21 protein-coding genes are annotated in these 17,454 nt (G+C 64.4%); 13 read left to right on the top strand and 8 right to left on the bottom strand.

Annotated features, from left to right (window positions below):
• Nucleotides 1–9: 9 nt before the first annotated feature.
• From HYH07_RS16290 to HYH07_RS16280, 3 genes are all read left to right on the top strand, one after another.
• Complete coding sequence (locus HYH07_RS16290) at nt 10–957, top strand: helix-turn-helix domain-containing protein (RefSeq protein WP_220003424.1); 948 nt, start codon at nt 10–12, stop codon at nt 955–957.
• 50 nt (nt 958–1,007) lie between these two features.
• Entirely contained in the window at nt 1,008–1,598 is a 591-nt protein-coding gene (locus tag HYH07_RS16285) for an NADPH-dependent FMN reductase (RefSeq protein ID WP_220003423.1), read from the top strand.
• Nucleotides 1,599–1,670: 72 nt separating this feature from the next.
• Complete coding sequence (locus tag HYH07_RS16280) at nt 1,671–2,735, top strand: acyltransferase (RefSeq protein ID WP_228749584.1); 1,065 nt, start codon at nt 1,671–1,673, stop codon at nt 2,733–2,735.
• On the opposite strand, the gene HYH07_RS16275 is transcribed toward HYH07_RS16280, so the two are convergent.
• Together HYH07_RS16275 and HYH07_RS16270 are read right to left on the bottom strand one after the other, a co-directional pair.
• The gene (locus HYH07_RS16275) at nt 2,696–4,777 is read right to left on the bottom strand and encodes a methyl-accepting chemotaxis protein (RefSeq protein WP_220003421.1); all 2,082 of its coding nucleotides are present in this window, start codon (nt 4,775–4,777) and stop codon (nt 2,696–2,698) included. The two genes, HYH07_RS16280 and HYH07_RS16275, sit on opposite strands and share 40 nt — an antisense overlap.
• A gap of 108 nt (nt 4,778–4,885) precedes the next feature.
• Complete coding sequence (locus HYH07_RS16270) at nt 4,886–5,323, bottom strand: DUF1810 domain-containing protein (protein WP_220003420.1); 438 nt, start codon at nt 5,321–5,323, stop codon at nt 4,886–4,888.
• Nucleotides 5,324–5,516: 193 nt separating this feature from the next.
• On the opposite strand from HYH07_RS16270, the gene HYH07_RS16265 reads away from it, so the two are divergent.
• The 6 genes from HYH07_RS16265 to HYH07_RS16240 all read left to right on the top strand — a co-directional run bounded on the left by HYH07_RS16265 (nt 5,517) and on the right by HYH07_RS16240 (nt 9,265).
• Nucleotides 5,517–6,488: a DUF2778 domain-containing protein gene (locus HYH07_RS16265; RefSeq protein WP_228749592.1), complete on the top strand. Its 972-nt coding sequence runs from the start codon at nt 5,517–5,519 to the stop codon at nt 6,486–6,488.
• A gap of 66 nt (nt 6,489–6,554) precedes the next feature.
• On the top strand, nt 6,555–6,812 hold the full coding sequence (locus HYH07_RS16260; protein ID WP_057757683.1) for a hypothetical protein: 258 nt from the start codon (nt 6,555–6,557) through the stop codon (nt 6,810–6,812).
• Between the two features lie 278 nt (nt 6,813–7,090).
• A complete protein-coding gene (gene minC / locus HYH07_RS16255) occupies nt 7,091–7,789 on the top strand; it encodes a septum site-determining protein MinC (protein WP_220003417.1) in 699 nt (232 codons plus the stop codon).
• Between the two features lie 19 nt (nt 7,790–7,808).
• Nucleotides 7,809–8,624 (top strand): septum site-determining protein MinD, encoded by an 816-nt coding sequence (gene minD, locus HYH07_RS16250; RefSeq protein ID WP_220003416.1) that lies wholly within the window; start codon nt 7,809–7,811, stop codon nt 8,622–8,624.
• Complete coding sequence (gene minE, locus HYH07_RS16245) at nt 8,621–8,902, top strand: cell division topological specificity factor MinE (RefSeq protein ID WP_220003415.1); 282 nt, start codon at nt 8,621–8,623, stop codon at nt 8,900–8,902. Before minD ends, minE begins: the two co-directional genes overlap by 4 nt.
• 177 nt (nt 8,903–9,079) lie before the next feature.
• Nucleotides 9,080–9,265, top strand: a complete 186-nt coding sequence (locus HYH07_RS16240; protein WP_057757671.1) for a hypothetical protein — start codon at nt 9,080–9,082, stop codon at nt 9,263–9,265.
• Nucleotides 9,266–9,326: 61 nt separating this feature from the next.
• Here the strand turns inward: HYH07_RS16240 and HYH07_RS16235 are convergent, their stop codons facing one another.
• The 4 genes from HYH07_RS16235 to HYH07_RS16220 form a co-directional block, all read right to left on the bottom strand.
• Entirely contained in the window at nt 9,327–9,572 is a 246-nt protein-coding gene (locus HYH07_RS16235) for a hypothetical protein (RefSeq protein WP_220003414.1), read from the bottom strand.
• A gap of 101 nt (nt 9,573–9,673) precedes the next feature.
• On the bottom strand, nt 9,674–10,066 hold the full coding sequence (locus tag HYH07_RS16230) for a hypothetical protein (RefSeq protein ID WP_220003413.1): 393 nt from the start codon (nt 10,064–10,066) through the stop codon (nt 9,674–9,676).
• A gap of 99 nt (nt 10,067–10,165) precedes the next feature.
• Nucleotides 10,166–10,396, bottom strand: a complete 231-nt coding sequence (locus HYH07_RS16225) for a DUF6894 family protein (protein WP_057757659.1) — start codon at nt 10,394–10,396, stop codon at nt 10,166–10,168.
• A 519-nt stretch (nt 10,397–10,915) separates the two neighbouring features.
• The gene (locus HYH07_RS16220) at nt 10,916–11,962 is read right to left on the bottom strand and encodes a hypothetical protein (protein WP_220003412.1); all 1,047 of its coding nucleotides are present in this window, start codon (nt 11,960–11,962) and stop codon (nt 10,916–10,918) included.
• A gap of 329 nt (nt 11,963–12,291) precedes the next feature.
• Here HYH07_RS16220 and HYH07_RS16215 point away from each other — a divergent pair, with 329 nt between their 5' ends.
• Both HYH07_RS16215 and HYH07_RS16210 read left to right on the top strand, forming a co-directional pair.
• Complete coding sequence (locus tag HYH07_RS16215; RefSeq protein WP_220003544.1) at nt 12,292–12,888, top strand: L,D-transpeptidase; 597 nt, start codon at nt 12,292–12,294, stop codon at nt 12,886–12,888.
• A 146-nt stretch (nt 12,889–13,034) separates the two neighbouring features.
• On the top strand, nt 13,035–13,256 hold the full coding sequence (locus HYH07_RS16210; protein WP_220003410.1) for a hypothetical protein: 222 nt from the start codon (nt 13,035–13,037) through the stop codon (nt 13,254–13,256).
• On the opposite strand, the gene HYH07_RS16205 is transcribed toward HYH07_RS16210, so the two are convergent.
• The gene (locus tag HYH07_RS16205; RefSeq protein ID WP_220003409.1) at nt 13,253–13,687 is read right to left on the bottom strand and encodes a hypothetical protein; all 435 of its coding nucleotides are present in this window, start codon (nt 13,685–13,687) and stop codon (nt 13,253–13,255) included. The two genes, HYH07_RS16210 and HYH07_RS16205, sit on opposite strands and share 4 nt — an antisense overlap.
• Before the next feature lie 120 nt (nt 13,688–13,807).
• The gene (locus HYH07_RS16200) at nt 13,808–14,278 is read right to left on the bottom strand and encodes a MarR family winged helix-turn-helix transcriptional regulator (RefSeq protein ID WP_220003408.1); all 471 of its coding nucleotides are present in this window, start codon (nt 14,276–14,278) and stop codon (nt 13,808–13,810) included.
• Nucleotides 14,279–14,381: 103 nt separating this feature from the next.
• On the opposite strand from HYH07_RS16200, the gene HYH07_RS16195 reads away from it, so the two are divergent.
• Nucleotides 14,382–16,304, top strand: a complete 1,923-nt coding sequence (locus HYH07_RS16195; RefSeq protein WP_220003407.1) for an FAD-binding monooxygenase — start codon at nt 14,382–14,384, stop codon at nt 16,302–16,304.
• Nucleotides 16,305–16,443: 139 nt separating this feature from the next.
• On the top strand, nt 16,444–17,454 hold the full coding sequence (locus tag HYH07_RS16190; RefSeq protein WP_220003406.1) for an SH3 domain-containing protein: 1,011 nt from the start codon (nt 16,444–16,446) through the stop codon (nt 17,452–17,454).

Raw genomic sequence — 17,454 nt, 5'->3', positions numbered from 1 at the left:
CAAATTACCATGAACAGTGTTGATGGTGCGCCTGCGTTGGCTCTCAAGACATTTCGCTTCTCTGACGTCGATGAATTTCGAAGCGCCATACGGGGCCTGAATTTCGAGTTTACGCCTTTCGTCAGGCACATTTCGTCCGAGCAGACGATCCTGTCATTGCCGGGCTGCGACGTGAACGTGACGCGCGCGTTCCCGCGCGTTGTCGACGCACAACTGGTCGAAGATTGCACGGCGGTCGGCTTCACGATGGACGACCTCGACGTGCCCATTCGCTTCAACGGTTCGCACCGCGTCCGTCCGGCCATCGTCATTGGCAGCAACGGCGCTGCCTACACCACGATCGAGGAAGTGCAGCGGCAGATTGCTTCGGTGATGTTCAGGCCGCAGGTGACGGGCCGCGGGTGGCCGGGCACGACATCGACCTTCAGGATCTACGAGACGACCGCAGCCAGCTTGAACCGGCTGCGTGATGTGGTCCGGGAGGTCCTGGCTGTTGCGACGGAGCCGGTTGAAGCCGCGGCGATGCCGTTGCAGGCGGCGGCGATGAAGGAATCTCTGCTCGGCGCCGTCGACCAGGTGTTCGAAAACCTGGTCCCGGCACGATGGATCCTGCGTCCGAACGATGAGCGCAACTTCAAGATCTTCCAGGACATCCGCGCGCTTCTGTCCGATGATCTGTCGCAGCCGATCTATAGCGAGGAGATCGCACGCAAGCTCGGTTTCTCCGTCCGCACGATGCATGACGTCGTCCGCCGCTATCGCGGCATGAGCCTGCATCGCTACTTGCGGGTCCACCGCCTGTGGCTGGTCCGCCGGCAGCTCCTCGCCGGCGCCGAGAGCGTGAAGGCCGTCGCGCTGGCCTTCGGCTTCTGGCATCTGTCCGATTTCTCCCGCAGCTATCGCGACCAGTTCGGCGAGACGCCGTCGGAAACGCTGGAGCGCGGACGCGGGCGATAGCACGATAAAGCGGCTGGGGATGGCCGCCGGATTCGTGCTAGCATGCCGCGATGAGCAACCGCATCCTCGTCCTCTACGGCTCCTACCGGTCCGATCGCATGGGCATCCGCCTGGCGAATTTCGTCATCGATCGCCTGCGCGGTCGCGGCGAGGACGTCGAGTTCATCGACGCCAAGTCCATCGGCCTGCCGATGCTCGATCGCATGTACAAGGAGTACCCCAAAGGCACGGCCCCGGAGGCGCTGGAGAAGCTCGCCGGCCAGATCCGCGGTGCGGACGGCTTTGTCTTTGTGACCGGCGAATATAATTGGGGCATCCAGCCCGGCCTAAAGAACCTCACCGATCATTTCCTGGAGGAGTGGTTCTGGCGACCGGCCGCGATCGTGAGCTACTCCGCCGGGCGCCTGTCGGGCGCGCGCGCCTCGACCGCATGGCACGGCACGCTGTCGGAGATGGGCATGGTGGTGATCTCGAGCACCATCGGCGTCGGCCCGATCGCGCAGACGCTGTCTGCCGAAAGCCAGCCGATCGGTGAGGGCGGCAAGGCGCTGGAACGCTCCTTCCCGCGCTTTGCCGACGATTTGCTGTGGTGGATCGAGGCGGCCAAGGCGCAGCGCGCGCGCAAGGCGCCGCCGTATTAGGACGTCCCGGCGCCGGGCGCGGTTGCTCCCGCGGTTGCCCTCGGCGATCCGCTGGGCTAATCGTTCGGCACGATGGCCGCGTATCGGGATACGGCATTTCTGCCGCGACTTGAAGCTATGCGCGGGTTTGCGGCCCTATCAGTGCTCGCGTTCCACGCCTGCATGCAGTCCTGGGAGACGATTGCAACCGGAATGGCGCCGGTCGTTGTCTTCTTCGTGCTCAGTGGGTTCCTGCTCTCGCGATCTCTGGACCGCGATCCTGATCCCCTCACATTCCTCCGTCACCGGCTGTTCAGGCTGCTGCCGGCGGCAATTGTGATCGTGCTGCTGCTGACGCTGGCGTATCGAAGCAGCGGCTTCTACGTGGGCTTCCTGCCCTCGTTCGACCCGCTCAACATTGTCCTTAATGCGCTTCTCGTCAGGAGCGACATCAACGGGGTGATGTGGTCCCTGACCGTGGAATGCGTCGCAATTCCCGTGATCCTGATCTCGCATGCGCTGCTGAGGCGTCATGGCGCGACGCCGGTTTGGATGGTGGTCGGCTTTCTCGTCGCGATCTCGTTTTGGGGACCTTATGTTCACTTATTGGGCGGCTTCACCAATCTTGCGCCACTCTATGCCTTCGTCGTCGGCTTGCTCACGCGATCGGGCGGGAACTTGCTTGTCGGAGGAGTGCAACCGTCTCGGGCAAATGTCGTCGTCGCCACCGCTTTTGTCGTGATGCTTGTTGTCGCGGTCCGGAAGCAGACCGCCGTAACGATCGCGGTCGAGACGCTCTGCGCGTCTGCGCTCGTCTGCCTGGCCGCCTTCGGCCCCGACAAGCTCGCAACGCTGCGGCCGTTCGACTTCGATGTCGTCCGGTTGTACGGGCGAATATCGTACAGCTTCTATCTTCTTCACGCGATCGGACTTGCGATCGCTGTTCGCCTATTGCCGTTCGGCCTGCCGCCTACCATCCGCGCGGCGGCCCTGGCCGTGGTCGCCCTATTGATCACAACGCCGGCGGCATGGCTGATGTGGCGCTTTGTCGAGGTGCCCTTCATCGAGTTGGGACGGCGACGGATGGTGGCAAAAGGGCGCCTGACGGACGGGCTGCTTCAGGCAGCCCTGACTTCACCGAGGAAGCGGTCGAACTGACCGGCGAGGTCGCGCGACTGCGTCGAGAGCTGCTCGGCGGCGCCGAGAACGTCCCTCGCAGCGCTACCTGTATCACCGGCGGCGCGCTGCACGCCCGATATGTTGGCGTTGACCTCCTGGGTGCCGCGCGCCGCCTCCTGGACACTGCGGGCGATCTCCTTGGTCGCCGAGCCCTGTTCCTCGATCGCGGCAGCAATCGCGGTGCCGATCTGGTCGATCTCGGCGATGACGTCGGCGACGTTGCGGATCGCGGCCACGGTCTCGTCGCTGGCGGTCTGGATCGCTGTGATCTGCTCGGAGATCTCGGTGGTGGCCTTGGCGGTCTGGCCGGCCAGCGATTTCACTTCGGATGCGACCACCGCAAAGCCGCGGCCGGCATCGCCGGCGCGCGCGGCCTCGATAGTGGCGTTGAGCGCCAGCAGATTGGTCTGCTCGGCGATGCTCTGGATCAGGGTGACGACGTCGCCGATCTTCTGCGCGCCCTCGGCAAGCGCACGTGCGGTGTCGCCGGTGCGGCGGGCGTTGTCGACGGCGCGGGCTGCAATCTCGGTCGATTGCGCGACCTGGCGGCCGATCTCGGCGATCGAGGAGGTGAGCTCCTCGGTCGCGCTGGCGACCGTCTGCACGTTGGTCGAGGTCTGCTCGGAGGCGGCGGCGACGACCGCGGCCTGGCTGTTGGTCTGGGCCGCCGTCGAGGTCATCGACTGTGCGGTGCTCTCCATGATGGCGGAGGCCTGCGATAGACCGCCGACCAGTTCGCTGACCTTGGCCTCGAAGGCGCGGGTCAATTCGTCGAGCGCCTGGGCACGGCGCATCTTGCCGTCGTTCTCGGCCTGCTTCTCGGCGGCGAGCCGGTCGGCGCGGATCATGTTGTCCTTGAAGACCTGGACGGCGGCGGCCATCGCGCCGATCTCGTCGGAGCGTTCGGCGCCGGGAATGCCTTCGGCAACCCCGCCGTCTGCAAGTCGTGACATCCGGCTCGTCAGGCTGACAATCGGGGCGCAGACGCGGCGGCGGACAGTCACGATGAGACCTGCGCTGGCGATCAGCACGGCGAGCAGGCCGACGAGGGCGATGGTGAAGCTGGTGCGCGCGGCGGTAGATGCGCCGGCCAGAACCTGCTCGGCGTTGTCATAGAAGGCGTCGCGAACCTCGATGATGGTGGCGAGACCGCGCTGCGTCGAGGCGAAGTAGGTCTCCATGTCGTGTTCGTACTTGCCGGTGACTGCACCGTCCTTCACGAGCTTGAGCTCGCGGCCGAACTCCTCGACATAGACCGCATTGAACTTCTCCAGCGCAGCGGCGACGTTCGCCGGGGTGGCCGGGTTGCCGCGCAGTTCCTGCAGCGACATCACGATCTGGTCGTTGCGGCCCTGCGAGCGGGCGATGTCGGCCTTCTCGGCGTCGGTCGCCGGCTTCTTGCCGCCGACGAGGTTCTTGTGCAGGCTGGAGTTGAAGCCGCCGACGTCGCGCAATGTCATGGCGATGTTGGCGTAGCTGGCCTGCCGGTAGGCGTCGCCGTTGAGGATCGCCATGCGGCGGACCTGCTCGTTGAGCAGCGCGGTGACGCCAGAGTTGAGCACGGCATTGTCGGCGACGATCTGCTTGGCCGCGTCCTTGCGCGCATCGGCGGGACCTGCCAGCGCCTCGTCGATGGCCTCGCGCAGCGACATGAACTTCGCATTGATGCCGTCGATGTTGCTGCCGATGGTGGTGCCGTCGTCGAAGGACGCAGGCAGCTCCCTGCGCAGCGCATTCATCCTGTCGCGGGCGCCGTCGGTCTGCTTGCGCAGCTTGTCCTGCTCGGCGAGCAGCGCGCGATCGATGGTCGCGGGCCCGTAGAGGATGTTGGTGGAAAAGCCGCGCTCGGGATTGAGATAACGCGGGATGTCGCTGACGGCGCGGACGATCGCGAGCCGGCCCTGAGCCTCGGTGATCCGCTCCATCGTCTGGTATTTCGTCACGGCGACATAGACGGCAAGGCCGCCGCCGACGGTCGAGAGCGAGACAATGGCGGTGGTCAGCAGCGTACCGATTTTCATGATTGGTCCGGCAATGGGCGCGGGGAGAGAATGATTTTCTCCGCGCAAAATAGGGGGAGCCTGTTAACCGTGGGTTTACGTTGCCACTCGCGCCCGCAGGTGCGCCGGTTAGGCGTTTCGATCGACAGCTGCCAGGATCGCCAGCGTCGCATCATCGCGCTTGCCCGCGAAATATCTGGCGAGCGCTTCGTCGAAGACGGGCTCGTCGGATACCGCGCCGAACAACGTCATCGACGAGCGGAATTTGGCATCGTCAGGCGCGCCGAGAATGGCGTTGATGGTTCGTCCCTGCACGGCGAGGACGAGGCGGGTGCATTCGATCAGGCGTGGACCGAGGACAGGGTGGGCGAGATAGGCCTGGGCCTCCGCCCGCGACCCGATCGCGTAACGCTGCGACATGGCGCTGAAGCCGAGGCCGGCGATTTGCGGAAAAACGAACCACATCCAGTGGCTTTGCTTCCGGCCCTGGCCCAGCTCCGCCAAAACGGCGCGAAAAACCGGCTCTTGGGCCTTCAGGAAGCGCTCTAGATCGACAGGATCGGTCATAAGATACCTCCGGAGGGCTTGCCGGCCGCGATTATGCCTAACTTTTGGCTCCCAATGTGGTAGCTGGTATAGAGAGTCTCCGGGTGGGGGTTGGGTCCCCCGGGGGTGTCGATTTGGGGATCTGATGGTTTCCGACCGCGTACGCGCCGACAGGCCGTTGTCGCGCCGCCGTATTGGGCGAGCCGAGACGGTACTGCTGTCCGTGGCTGCGATCGCGCTGGCACTGGGTGCCGCCGCGTGGGTCGCGGATATCGGCATTTCGGATTCGGCCAACTCCAGCGCGCTGGTGACCGCCGCACTGCCGCCGGCCAATTCTCCTTCGTTCAATGATCGTTTCGCCTCGCTGTCCGGCAACAATCCGCCGACGCGCGAACTTGGCCTGCAGACCATGCAGCGCTCCGCCCTGAATGCGGTCCAGCTCAAGCTGCGCGATGCCAAGGCGATGCTGGCCCAGAAGCTCCAGGGCGACGACTGGCGTTCGACCTTGATCGATAACGAGCAGCCCGCAACCGAAGAGACCGCAAAGCCCCCGCAGCGCGCCGATGCCGTGCCGATGCCGCGCTCGCGGCCGGTCCAGGCAGACTTCAGCGCGCAGATCGCCTCGAGTCAGGCCTATGCCGAGGCCAAACCCCGGGTCGATAACCGCAACTTCTTCGAGAAGTTCACCGACAAGATCAGGCTGGCCTCGCTGAACCCCGGCGACGGCCTGTTGGGCAGGGCGCCGGATCTCGCCGCGCTCGGTTACGATTCGAAGACGGCGGTCTACGACATCAAGGCCAAGGCGCTCTATTTGCCGAGCGGCGTCGCGATCGAGGCCCATTCGGGCATGGGCGCGCTGATGGACGATCCTGACCATGTCGACCAGCGCATGGTCGGTGCAACCCCGCCTGCGACTTACGACCTCAAGCCGCGCGAAAAACTGTTCCACGGCGTGCGGGCGCTGCGCATGACGCCGACTGACGGCACCAGCGCGCTCGGCCGCGTCGGCCTGCTCACCCATACCTACATGCTCGGCCCGCGCGGCGATTCCAATGGCTGCGTCTCGATCAAGGACTATGATCGCTTCCTCAAGGCCTACGACAATGGCGAGTTCAACCGCCTGGTCGTGGTGCCGAGCCTGAGCGGTGCGACCACCGCCTCGCAGCGCGCCAGTACCGACTCCTGACATTTGTCAGGTGCGGCCGCGCTGCCGTTTTCCCTTCGTTAAGCCGTTGTCGTTCAGAAGCAGCCCATGAGTGATCCACAGAGCTCCGAGACCCCGCTGCGCACGACGTTCAAGATCAAGCTGAACGGTGACACGCTGGCGATCGCGACCGTCGGCCAGGCCTATCAATTCCTCACCAACTTCAAATCGGTCGAGTGGATGGAATTCCGCTCGCTGCATGAAGAGGCCATCGCGGCGCTGGAGGGCGCTGCCGGCAACGCCATGCTCGCGGTCCAGGCGACCAATGCCGTGCGCGCCTTGTTCGTGAGCGCGAAGCTGCTCTGAGCGTTGCCTTCGCGGTCTTCGTAGCCCGGATGGAGCCAATGGGGCCTCCGCCCTCGCTCTCGTAGGGGGGCAAAGGCGCAAAGCGCCGTGCCCACGATCTCTCTCCGACCGCACCCGGAAGGTGGGCACGCTTCGCTTTGCCCACCCTACGGGTTCGGAGTGCCTGGCCCCGGCGCTTCTTCACCCCTCATCCACGTAACGCCACGGAGAAATTAACCGGACATTAACCATATCGGCGGCATCGTTAACCATTCAATAACGGGAACGAGTCGGCCGCCATGGAGGCTGCAGCAAAAGTCCAACGCCAAATGGTGCGCCTGCGCGGGCGCTCCTATGTGGCCTTCGTCTTCGTGCCGACGGTTCCGATTCAGGACTGGCTCCAGGAAATCGACACCACCATCGCGCGATCGCCGGGGTTCTTCGCCGGCCGGCCCGTCGTCGTCGATCTGTCCTCGGTCGATCTCAGCCAGTCCGGCATCGGTCATCTGCTCACCAGCCTTCAGGACCGCAACATCCGCGTGCTCGGCATCGAGGGCGTGGAGGAGAGCCGGTTGACCCCGTCGATGCCGCCGTTGCTGTCGGGCGGGCGGAGCTGCGTGATCGAGCCGACCGCGCCGAAAAAGCCGGAAGCCAAGGTCGAGACCAAGCCGACCTCGCTGCTGCTCGAGAGCCCCGTGCGCTCCGGCCAAACCGTGATCTTCCCCGAAGGCGACGTCACCATTCTGGGCTCGGTCGGCTCCGGCGCCGAGGTCGTTGCCGGCGGCTCCATCCACGTCTACGGCGCGCTGCGCGGCCGCGCCATGGCGGGCGTGAACGGACACACGAGCGCGCGCATCTATTGCCAGAAGATCGAGGCCGAACTGCTTGCGATCGATGGATTTTATCAGACTGCGGACGACATCGACAGCGCCTTGCGCGGCAAGCCGGCCCAGGCCTGGCTGCAAGGCAACACCATGCGAATTACTGCGCTGAATTGACCAGAAGGAGAGATTTGAAATGGCCAAAGTACTGGTCGTGACATCAGGCAAGGGCGGCGTCGGCAAGACGACCACGACCGCCGCATTGGGGGCGGCGCTGGCGCAACGCGGCGACAAGGTCGTCGTCGTCGATTTCGACGTGGGCTTGCGCAACCTCGACCTCGTGATGGGCGCCGAACGCCGCGTGGTGTTCGACCTCATTAACGTGGTGCAGGGGGTGGCAAAGCTCCCGCAGGCGCTGATCAAGGACAAGCGGCTGGAGAATCTCTGGCTGCTGCCCGCCTCGCAAACCCGCGACAAGGACGCGCTGACGGAAGAGGGCGTCGGCAAGGTCATCGCCGATTTGCGCAGCCGGTTCGATTGGGTGATCTGCGACAGCCCCGCCGGCATCGAGCGCGGCGCCTCCATGGCGATGCGCTTTGCCGATGAGGCCGTCATCGTCACCAATCCGGAAGTCTCCTCGGTGCGCGATTCCGATCGCATCATCGGCATGCTCGATTCCAAGACGGTGCGGGCCGAGAAGGGCGAGCGCGTCGAGAAGCACATTCTCATCACGCGCTACGATCCCTCGCGCGCCGCGCGCGGCGAGATGCTGACCATCGACGACATCCTGGAAATCCTCGCAACGCCCTTGCTCGGCATCATCCCCGAGAGCCAGGACGTGCTGAAGGCCTCCAACGTCGGCACGCCGGTGACGCTGTCGAACGCGGAAGGCGCACCCGCGCGGGCCTATATCGATGCGGCGAGGCGGCTGTGCGGCGAAACGATCGCCATGCAGGTGCCGACCGAGCGCAAGGGTTTCATGGATCGACTGCTGCGACGGAGGGCTGCATGAGCATGGGTCTGCTCCGGCTTCTCCGCGGCAACAAGGCATCCGCACCCGTCGCGCGCGAACGGTTGCAGATTCTGCTGGCCCATGAACGCGGACTACGCGGCCAGCCTGATCTGCTCGGCGTGCTGCGTGAGGAAATTCTGGCTGTCGTCTCCAGGCATGTGATGCTGGATCCGACCAAGGTGATCGTACGGCTCGAACGCGGCGACGAGGTCTCGACGTTGGAGGTCGATATCGAGGTGCCCAACGATTTCGAGCGCAAGAAAGTGGCGGTCGGGTAGGGGTGCCCGGCCGACGCCGCTGCCAATTTGGGGTGGGTGCAAAGGCGGTCCGCTGGGCACAGCGGGCCGCCTTTGTCGTTCGCATGAGCGGAACGAGACGCGCTATTCGATCGTTGTCAGCAAGCCCGCGGAGCGCCGAGCCGCGCGCCGCGGTGTCCTCATGACGGGAGAGCGCCCATGATGTCCGAGGTCCAGGTCCACACCATCGCCCGGCAAATGCTGGAGCAGCATGGTTTCTCGGCGATCGCCAAGGCTGCCGAACAGGCGCAAGCCTGCGAGGGGCGCGGGGAGGCCGACGAGGCCAGGGAATGGCGTCACATCGCCGATGCCATGAAGATCATGCGCGGCCCGGCGCACAGCTGAGCAGCGTCAGCTCCTTCCGGTTCCATCCGTATGCGAGGACGCGGCTCGCACGATCCGCGGCTCAGCGCTCGCCTTGCTCAGCGCCTCGCTGCACCTTGTGCTGGGTCTGCGGCTGCGCCCGCTCGCCGGTCTCCTTGCAGGGAAGCTGCTCCCAGGATCCGTCCGCTGCCTGCTGATAGGCGCTGCAGGACGAAGAAGTCGGTTTGTCCTCGCCCTTCTGGGCGTCGGCATTTTTTGCAACCGCTGGGGTGGTCAGCACGGCGCTGATCGCGAGAGCACTTGCGAAAACAACATGGGCAATTCGCATGGGGATCTCCTGCTCGAAGGCGCCGCATGCTGCCGAGGAATGTGACGATTATTTGCCGCGCCGGAAGTTCGGTCCCAGTGTCGTTAACGGCGAAATAGGGCCTAGCCGCCCTTGCTGCGGATCAGACCGGCGAGGTTGGTCTTCTGCTTTTCGCACCAATTGCTCATGCCGAGCCGGCGCTGGTCGAGGTCGGTCATCTGGGTTGCGACCGCGACCTCCGCCATGATGTCGTCGGCCTGCTTCTCGCCCATCTTGCCGCCGGTGTGCATCCAGGCAATCGCCTTGCGCACCTGCTCGGTGGTGCCGTCGGGCAGCTGCATCTGCTGGGCCTTTTGCACCAGATCCTGATAGACGACATCAGTACCAGGGCACTCGACCTTGGCGGCGAAGGCCTGCAAGACCATCGTCACATAGTTCGAGCGGGTGTGATCATCAGCTGCCCGGGCTGGAGCTGCGATGAGCAACAGGCCTGCCAACAGCAAAGGGGCGCGCATCCCTGGGTCCTCCTCGTTTTCCGGGGAGGCTATCGTTCTGCGGGCCGCTCCGCAATGGTGGCGGGGCGCGATTGTCGCGTGCGCGTGCGGTGCAGGCGCTTAGCGCCGCCAGGCCGGCACGGGATCGAGCGGGGTGCGATAGACCTCTTTGTGATCGCGATCGGTGACGCGCACCGAGCAACCTTTCCGCTGCAGCTCAGGCTTCACCTGCGACAGCTCGCTTGCGAGTTGAACGGCGCGATCGGAGGCGACCTCGATATCCTCGAGGATGATTCCGCCCTGGTTCTTGAACTCTTCACCGTCAACGAGATCGAAGGAGTAATACGGCATCCGAATTCCCCGGTGTGACGAACCCAAATCTTCACCAAGAAGGCTTCAATGGAAGTCTTCGACACAAGCTGGATCATAGCACTGAGTCGATCTCTAACCGAGAACAGAGCGCGCAATCTCTGTGCGTATGGCGCAGAAATGATGTGCAATCTTCGAGCGCTTTAAGATTTTATTAAATATGTCCACCTGATCATAAGGCATGGAATTGCAGCAGAACCGGGCTCCGGGAACCGGCAGCTGCAAGAGAAGGCCGGCGGCATAAATCCCGACGGCCTTTTCTCTTTGGGGTGAGTCGCGCGCCCCCGTAGTTGCACGGACTCACATCATCACATCGAACAAGACGGCTTGCGCCGTTCGATTGGTTGAGGCTCTCAAGCGCGATGAGATCGGGATGAATCGTCATCGCGCTTGAGGTTGTTGTTTGAGCATGATCTCCGCGCAAACGCGTTCCGCTGATGTCGCGAGGGAAAACCGCTTCGCACTTTGCGCTAGCGCGGCCCTTCGGGTCCGGATCATGCTTTAGCGCAGCGGCATCGGCGGACGTACGACGGGTCCGTCGTCATCGGCGACAGCTTGCGTCGTCGCGACCGGCGGCGGCGGCACCGCGGCAGCCTGTGAAGGCGGCGGCGGAGGTGCTGATGGCGCGGGTGCATAAGCCGGCGCGTAGGTGTGCGCTACCACGGGCCTCGGTTTGCGAACAGGCGGCATCGGCGCCGGAGCGCGCGGCGGCAGCGCCGACACGCGCGCGGGCGAGGTGACCGGTGGTTTCGCCTCAGCGATCGGCTTGGGCGCAGGCGGCTTCGCCATCTCGCGCACCATCTGCTCCTGACCTGCTTTCAACTCGGCGATGTTGGCCTTGAGCTGCTCGATCTGCTGCGCCATCGCGGCGATGTCGCGCGTCATCGATTCCACCGAAGACGCGGCATCGGTTGGTGTTGCTGCGGGTGCGGCACTTGCCGCCGGTGCGGCAGCGGCCGTCGCGACTGGCGGTGCAGCGGCTTGATCGGCAGCCTGATCCTGCGCGCCGGATGGCGCCGCCTGCGCGGCTGCGACCGGTGCTGTCTGCGCGGCTGCGACCGGTGCGGTCTGCGAGGTCGAAGGGAGCAGCGACCTCAGGGCCGGTGTCCATTCGGCGAGCATCTGCGTCGCAGTGTCGCCGTGCTTCTCCCAGGCGATGGTCGCGGCGGCGCTGCCGCCCGCAAACAAAAACGTCACGAACGCGCCGCGCAGCCATTTGCCTGCCGCCGATCGCTTCGGCCTGATGTGATCATCTGATGCGGTGACGCGGACTGCGGTATCGACCGAAGGTGCAGCTGCTTGGGGCGCCACTGCGGGCGGCTCCGAAACGGGGCTGAACTTCGGCTCGATCGTCAATTTCCGCTCCAGCGCGAATTTCGGCTCAGGGCGAGCCGTGAACTCCGGTGCCAGCGTGGGCGCCTCGCTGTTCACGCGCGAGGCCCTGATCACATCGGGCGAAATCTGTACCGCATCATGCGGATCGTTGTCCTTGACCGTGTCCTTCACGATCTCTTCGACGATCTGGCGGCTGTTTAACGTCGCGAGCATCGCAGCTCCTTTGACCCCTTGGTCGTCCGCATTGGCGCGAGCCGATCTGTTGCATGAGCCCATCCAAGCTCCCGGGCCCCACGAGTCCAGCCGGGTTTGACCAAAGCAAGGCGAGGCGATGGAGACATCGCGACCGTCCGCTGCCAGATGTGGGGATGGAACCTTGATATGCGGAACACGGCTAATTGTTCCGCGTTGCCTTGTTTTCAGCACGATTTGGGCAGCATCTGAGCATGCTGGGGGTGCTGCTATCCGCTAATTGGGGGCCGGCGGTGCCAAGATCTCTCCTCGTTTTGTTCGCCATTGCGCTGCTGCCGCTTGGCGGCTGCATGCAGACGACTCTCTCGCCATCGACGGATGCGAGCATGACCGCGCGCGACCGTCAGTTGCTCGCGCACACGCCTTACGCCCAGGCAAACGTGCCCGAGCAGTATCTCCGTCACATCGTCGATTATCCGCGCAAGGAGCAGCCGGGCACCATCCTGGTCGATACCGATGCGCGCTACCTCTACTACGTGCTGCCTGACGGCAAGGCGATCCGCTATGGCGTCGCGGTCGGCGAGGAGGCGATGGCCTTCTCGGGCGTGGCGCGCGTCGGCCGGCTGGCGGAATGGCCGGACTGGGTGCCGACCCCCGAGATCCAGGCGCGATTAGGGCCCTATCCGGCCCGCGTGCCTGGCGGTCCCGCCAATCCGCTGGGTGCGCGTGGCATCTATCTCTATGTCGGCAACAAGGACACGCTCTATCGCATCCACGGCACGAACCAGCCGGAATATATCGGGCAGGCGATCTCGTCGGGCTGTATCCGGATGCGCAACGAGGACGTGATCGATCTGTTCGACCGGGTGAAGCTCAACGCGACCGTCGTGGTACTGCCGCCAGGCCAGAGCGCGCAGATCCAGTCGGGGCCGAGCTGGCGCGGATGAGGCAACCCATCTGACCTGTCACGTCGCTCGGCATCACCGAAGCTTGATGGCCGCCAGAGACGTGACTGCCGCAAAGGTGAATTGCTTCACAGGCGTTTTGCTGCAGTTGCGCTATGCCTCCTTGGCTCGTTGCCATTGGAGGCATCATGCAAAATTTCATTGAGCAATTTGACGAGAACGATCGCCGTATCGTGCGCAAGTGGCGTTGGGCCACGCTCGGTTTCTACGGATCGATCCTGGCCGGCCTGGTGCTTTACGCGGCGTTGAACTGGACGCCCGAGGTGAATTACGCCGCGGTCGATGCCACGGCTCACGCCAAGCTTGCGGGCGCGCCGAACGCTGGCGAGCGCGCGCCGTTCGCGCCTTAATTGTCAGGCCGCGCGACGCGCCATTGCAGCGTCGTGGCGTTGCCGTTGGCATCGCCCGGCGCCTTGTCGGCCGGTGACGTGTAGAGCGGGCGATAGCGGTACGCCCACATCTTGCTGCCGTCTGCACGATCGATCACGGTGAAATCGCCGATGGGCTTGGCTTCGGCGGTGGCAGCGAGCGGCACCCAGTTTTCGGTGCACTTGCCGTTGCAGTTCGACGTCTTGCCGTTGGTGTCGCGCTCGTAAGTGTAGAGCGTCATCCCCTTGAGATCGACGAGCTTGGGGCCCTGCTTGGTCAGGACCACCCTCGCGGGCGCCGTCGTCGCCTCGGGCTTCGGCGGAGGAGGGGCTTCGCCGCCGCCGTGCCCGTTCGCGAGCGCATGGCCGGCGGACAGCACGATGATTGCGGTCGCAATGACGAACCTGGACATCCGAAACTCCAAACGGCAATGTTAATCGCGCGTTAAGCGCCGAATTGGCAGCGACGGTAGCAGCTGAAAGTTAGTTCCAGGTTTCGCCGCTCTGCGGCATCTACGTATTCTGGGAACTGGTCACGCCTTGAGATCGATCTCACGCAACGGGGCGCGGCTAAGCTCATTGCCGGCGGCGATAGCCTTGCGCAGCAGCCGCATCAGCTCCTGTCCTTCCCTGGCGCTGAGGCCGCGCACCATGATTGCTTGGGCGGATTCAACCGCCGGCGTGATCTTGCGCAGCGTGCGCCGGCCCTCGTCGGTGATCTCCAGCGCGCGGGCGCGGCGGTCGCGGGGACTGGCGCGGCGCTCGACAAGGCCCTTCTGCACCAGTCGATCGACGACGCCGGTGATGGTGGTGCGGTCGTAGGCAATCAGGCCGGCGAGCGTGACCTGGTCGAGTCCCGGATTGGCCTTGATAGTCGCAAGCGCCGCGTACTGCACCGGCGTGAGGTCGAACCCGGCCTCGCCGACCTCGGCCAAAAATACCGCCACAGCGATCTGCTGAAATCGCCGCGCCAAATGGCCGGGCATGTCGTTGTTGTCTTTCACCGAATTCTCCGTGAGGGCAGGGACGGTCGGGGATGATTGACGAGTATACTGATAGTCAGTATACTGATCAATATTGAACAAGTCGTCGACGGGAGAGGTGTGCATGCAATTCCATCTCAATGGATTCCAGCCGGGCGACCCCGAAATCGCCGATCCCGCCGAGCGCGTGCAGGCTGCAGGTGCCGAGGGCGCCGTGCCGGGCGAGGTCGATGTCCTCATCGTCGGCTCTGGCCCTGCCGGCCTGACGCTTGCGGCGCAGCTCGCTCAATTCGCCGATATCAAGACCTGCATCGTCGAGCAGAAGCCGGGCCGGCTCACCGTCGGCCAGGCCGACGGCATCGCCTGCCGCACCATGGAGATGTTCCACGCCTTTGGCTTCAGCGAGCGCGTGCTCAAGGAAGCCTATTGGGTCAACGAGACGACGTTCTGGAAGCCGGACGAGCACAGCCCCGAGAAGATCGTCCGCAGCGGCCGTGTGCAGGACGTCGAGGACGGGCTGTCGGAATTCCCGCACGTCATCCTCAACCAGGCGCGCGTTCATGACGGCTTTCTCGACGTCATGCGCAAATCCCGGGCCAAGCTCGAACCCTATTACAGCAGGCGCCTGCTCGATCTCCAGGTCGATACGGCCGCAGGTCCCGCCGATCCTGCGGTGACCGTGCGCCTTGAACGTGGCGATGCGGCGAACGAAGGCAAGGTCGAGACCATCAAGGCACGCTACGTCGTCGGCTGCGACGGCGCGCGCAGCACGGTGCGCAGATCGATTGGCCGCGAGCTGCATGGCGATTCCGCCAACCACGCCTGGGGCGTGATGGATGTGCTGGCGGTCACCGACTTCCCCGATATCCGCTTCAAGACCCTGATCCAGTCGGCGAAGGACGGCAGCCTTCTCATCATTCCGCGCGAGGGCGGTTATATGGTTCGCATCTATGTCGAGCTGGCAAAACTCGATGTCGGCGAGCGCGTCGCAAGCCGCAACATCACGGCTGACGACGTCATTGCGAAGGCGCAGCGGATATTGAAGCCGCACATGCTCGACGTGAAGGAGATCGCCTGGTGGTCGGTCTACGAGATCGGCCAGCGCCTGACCGACAAGTTCGATGACGTACCGGACGCCGAGACCGCGACGCGGCTGCCGCGCATATTCATTGCCGGCGATGCCTGCCACACCCATAGTCCGAAGGCAGGGCAAGGCATGAACGTCTCGATGCAGGACGCCTTCAATCTCGGCTGGAAGCTTGCTGCGGTGCTGCGGAAGCAGAGCGCACCAAGCCTGCTGCATTCCTATTCGGCCGAGCGGCAAGCGGTGGCAAAGGAGCTAATTGATTTCGATCGTGAATGGGCCGGGATTTTGGCCTCGGCGGCGAAGGCCGGCGGGGGCGATGCGGCGAAGACGCAGGATTATTTTGTCAGGCATGGCCGCTACACGGCTGGCACGGCGACACACTACGCGCCGTCGATCCTCACCGGCGCGGCCGCGCATCAGCATCTCGCGAAAGGCTTCGTCATCGGCAAGCGCTTCCACTCGGCTCCAGTGATTCGGCTCGGGGACGCCAAGCCCGTTCATCTCGGCCACGCGGCGCAGGCCGATGGCCGCTTCCGCCTCTATGCATTTTCTCCGGCTGAGAACCCTGCAATGACGGGGTCGGCGATTCATACCCTGTGTAATTTTCTCGCGGGGTCCCGGGAATCTCCGATCCGGAGATACACGCCCGTGGGCTCCGACATCGACAGTGTCATCGATCTGCGCGCAGTGTTTCAGCAAGGTCATCGCGAGCTTGCGATCGAGGCAATGCCCGCGCTGCTCCTCCCGCGCAAAGGACGCTACGGTCTGCTCGATTACGAAAAGATGTTCTGTCCTGACCTCAAGAGTGGCCACGACATTTTCGCCATGCGTGGCATCGACCGAAAGGCCGGCTGCATGATCGTGGTGCGGCCGGACCAGTACGTCGCGCAGGTGCTGCCGCTCAATGATTTTGCCGGGCTCGCCGCGTATTTCGACGGCTTCATGCTGCAAGTGAACTGAGGTTTTGCTCCGCTGATGAATGGCGGATGAATATTGAACCACGCCCAGCGCGGATCTCAATCTTTTGGCGGATGCGACGCCCGGGAGCGGAACGCTTTCTTCCGCTTGCGCGTTCCGCCTCCCAGAGGAGGACTTCGCCATGAGACTGAAAACCGCTTTAGTTGCCGCATTGCTGCTTGCCCCGACCGCCGTATTGGCCGCGCCCGGGATCGTCACCGTCTCGACGGGCTTGCGCGCCGGTCCGGGTGCGGGCTTTCCGCTGGTCGATCGCATCCCCGAGGGCGCCCGTGTCAACATCCATGGTTGCCTGCGCGGCCATGCCTGGTGTGACGTGAGCTTCTCCGACGACCGCGGCTGGGTGTCGTCGCAATATCTCGAATATCTCTATCGCAATCACTACGTCTATCTTCCTGATTATGCCGACGAGGTCGACGTGCCGGTCGTTCCCTTCGTGCTGAGCTCGTACTGGTCGAGCTACTACGAGGGACGTCCCTGGTATCGCCGCCATGCTTACTGGGATAGCTACTGGACGTCGCATGAGCGCTTCGCGACACGGATGACGATCGATCCGCGCGCCGCCCGTATCGGCCGTGCGGCGACGCGCGATGCTGCGATCGCGCTCGGCCGCGATGCGCAAGCCAAGGGCAATGTCGCGGTTTCCGGACGCGACGCCGTGACGGCGCGGCATGATGCGACCCTCGCCAAGCGCGAAGCTGCGGTTGGGATCGACCGGAATCGTGCCGAACGAAGCCAGCGTATCGTCAATGAGCGCACCGCCGTGCAGGCGCGCAATCGCCACGAGGCGCAGGCACGCATGATGCACGAACAGGCGGCGAGTCGTGCCGCAGTGCGCGCGCAGCCCATGTCGCGTCCACATGAAATGTCGCGTCCACACGAAATGGCTCCTGCACATGAAGCGCCGCGCGTGGGAGCTGCGCCGGCGGCGCGGCCCACGATGCCGCACGTCGCTCAGCCGAATGTCAGCCATGGCGCGCCGATGAATGCGCACGCGCAGATGCCGGCGCCGCGAGCGGCCGCACCTGCGCCTGCGATGGCGCATCCCGGCGGCGGTGGTGGCGCTGCTCCGCACGTCAATGCCGCTCCCGCTCCGCACGGTGGCGGCGCGCCGGGCGGCCACGAGAAACACTAG

The sequence above is a fragment of the Bradyrhizobium sp. BR 10261 genome, from assembly GCF_019455395.1.
Lineage (GTDB): Bacteria > Pseudomonadota > Alphaproteobacteria > Rhizobiales > Xanthobacteraceae > Bradyrhizobium > Bradyrhizobium manausense.
This window is presented reverse-complemented; position numbering and strand designations above follow the sequence as displayed.

Excerpts from the sequence above, each read along its gene's own strand:
- HYH07_RS16290 (WP_220003424.1), top strand. The coding sequence starts at position 10 with ATGAACAGTGTTGATGGTGCGCCTGCGTTGGCTCTCAAGACATTTCGC.
- HYH07_RS16285 (WP_220003423.1), top strand. The coding sequence starts at position 1,008 with ATGAGCAACCGCATCCTCGTCCTCTACGGCTCCTACCGGTCCGATCGC.
- HYH07_RS16280 (WP_228749584.1), top strand. The coding sequence starts at position 1,671 with ATGGCCGCGTATCGGGATACGGCATTTCTGCCGCGACTTGAAGCTATG.
- HYH07_RS16275 (WP_220003421.1), bottom strand. The coding sequence starts at position 4,777 with ATGAAAATCGGTACGCTGCTGACCACCGCCATTGTCTCGCTCTCGACC.
- HYH07_RS16270 (WP_220003420.1), bottom strand. The coding sequence starts at position 5,323 with ATGACCGATCCTGTCGATCTAGAGCGCTTCCTGAAGGCCCAAGAGCCG.
- HYH07_RS16260 (WP_057757683.1), top strand. The coding sequence starts at position 6,555 with ATGAGTGATCCACAGAGCTCCGAGACCCCGCTGCGCACGACGTTCAAG.
- minC (WP_220003417.1), top strand. The coding sequence starts at position 7,091 with ATGGAGGCTGCAGCAAAAGTCCAACGCCAAATGGTGCGCCTGCGCGGG.
- minD (WP_220003416.1), top strand. The coding sequence starts at position 7,809 with ATGGCCAAAGTACTGGTCGTGACATCAGGCAAGGGCGGCGTCGGCAAG.
- minE (WP_220003415.1), top strand. The coding sequence starts at position 8,621 with ATGAGCATGGGTCTGCTCCGGCTTCTCCGCGGCAACAAGGCATCCGCA.
- HYH07_RS16240 (WP_057757671.1), top strand. The coding sequence starts at position 9,080 with ATGATGTCCGAGGTCCAGGTCCACACCATCGCCCGGCAAATGCTGGAG.
- HYH07_RS16235 (WP_220003414.1), bottom strand. The coding sequence starts at position 9,572 with ATGCGAATTGCCCATGTTGTTTTCGCAAGTGCTCTCGCGATCAGCGCC.
- HYH07_RS16230 (WP_220003413.1), bottom strand. The coding sequence starts at position 10,066 with ATGCGCGCCCCTTTGCTGTTGGCAGGCCTGTTGCTCATCGCAGCTCCA.
- HYH07_RS16225 (WP_057757659.1), bottom strand. The coding sequence starts at position 10,396 with ATGCCGTATTACTCCTTCGATCTCGTTGACGGTGAAGAGTTCAAGAAC.
- HYH07_RS16220 (WP_220003412.1), bottom strand. The coding sequence starts at position 11,962 with ATGCTCGCGACGTTAAACAGCCGCCAGATCGTCGAAGAGATCGTGAAG.
- HYH07_RS16215 (WP_220003544.1), top strand. The coding sequence starts at position 12,292 with ATGCAGACGACTCTCTCGCCATCGACGGATGCGAGCATGACCGCGCGC.
- HYH07_RS16210 (WP_220003410.1), top strand. The coding sequence starts at position 13,035 with ATGCAAAATTTCATTGAGCAATTTGACGAGAACGATCGCCGTATCGTG.
- HYH07_RS16205 (WP_220003409.1), bottom strand. The coding sequence starts at position 13,687 with ATGTCCAGGTTCGTCATTGCGACCGCAATCATCGTGCTGTCCGCCGGC.
- HYH07_RS16195 (WP_220003407.1), top strand. The coding sequence starts at position 14,382 with ATGCAATTCCATCTCAATGGATTCCAGCCGGGCGACCCCGAAATCGCC.
- HYH07_RS16190 (WP_220003406.1), top strand. The coding sequence starts at position 16,444 with ATGAGACTGAAAACCGCTTTAGTTGCCGCATTGCTGCTTGCCCCGACC.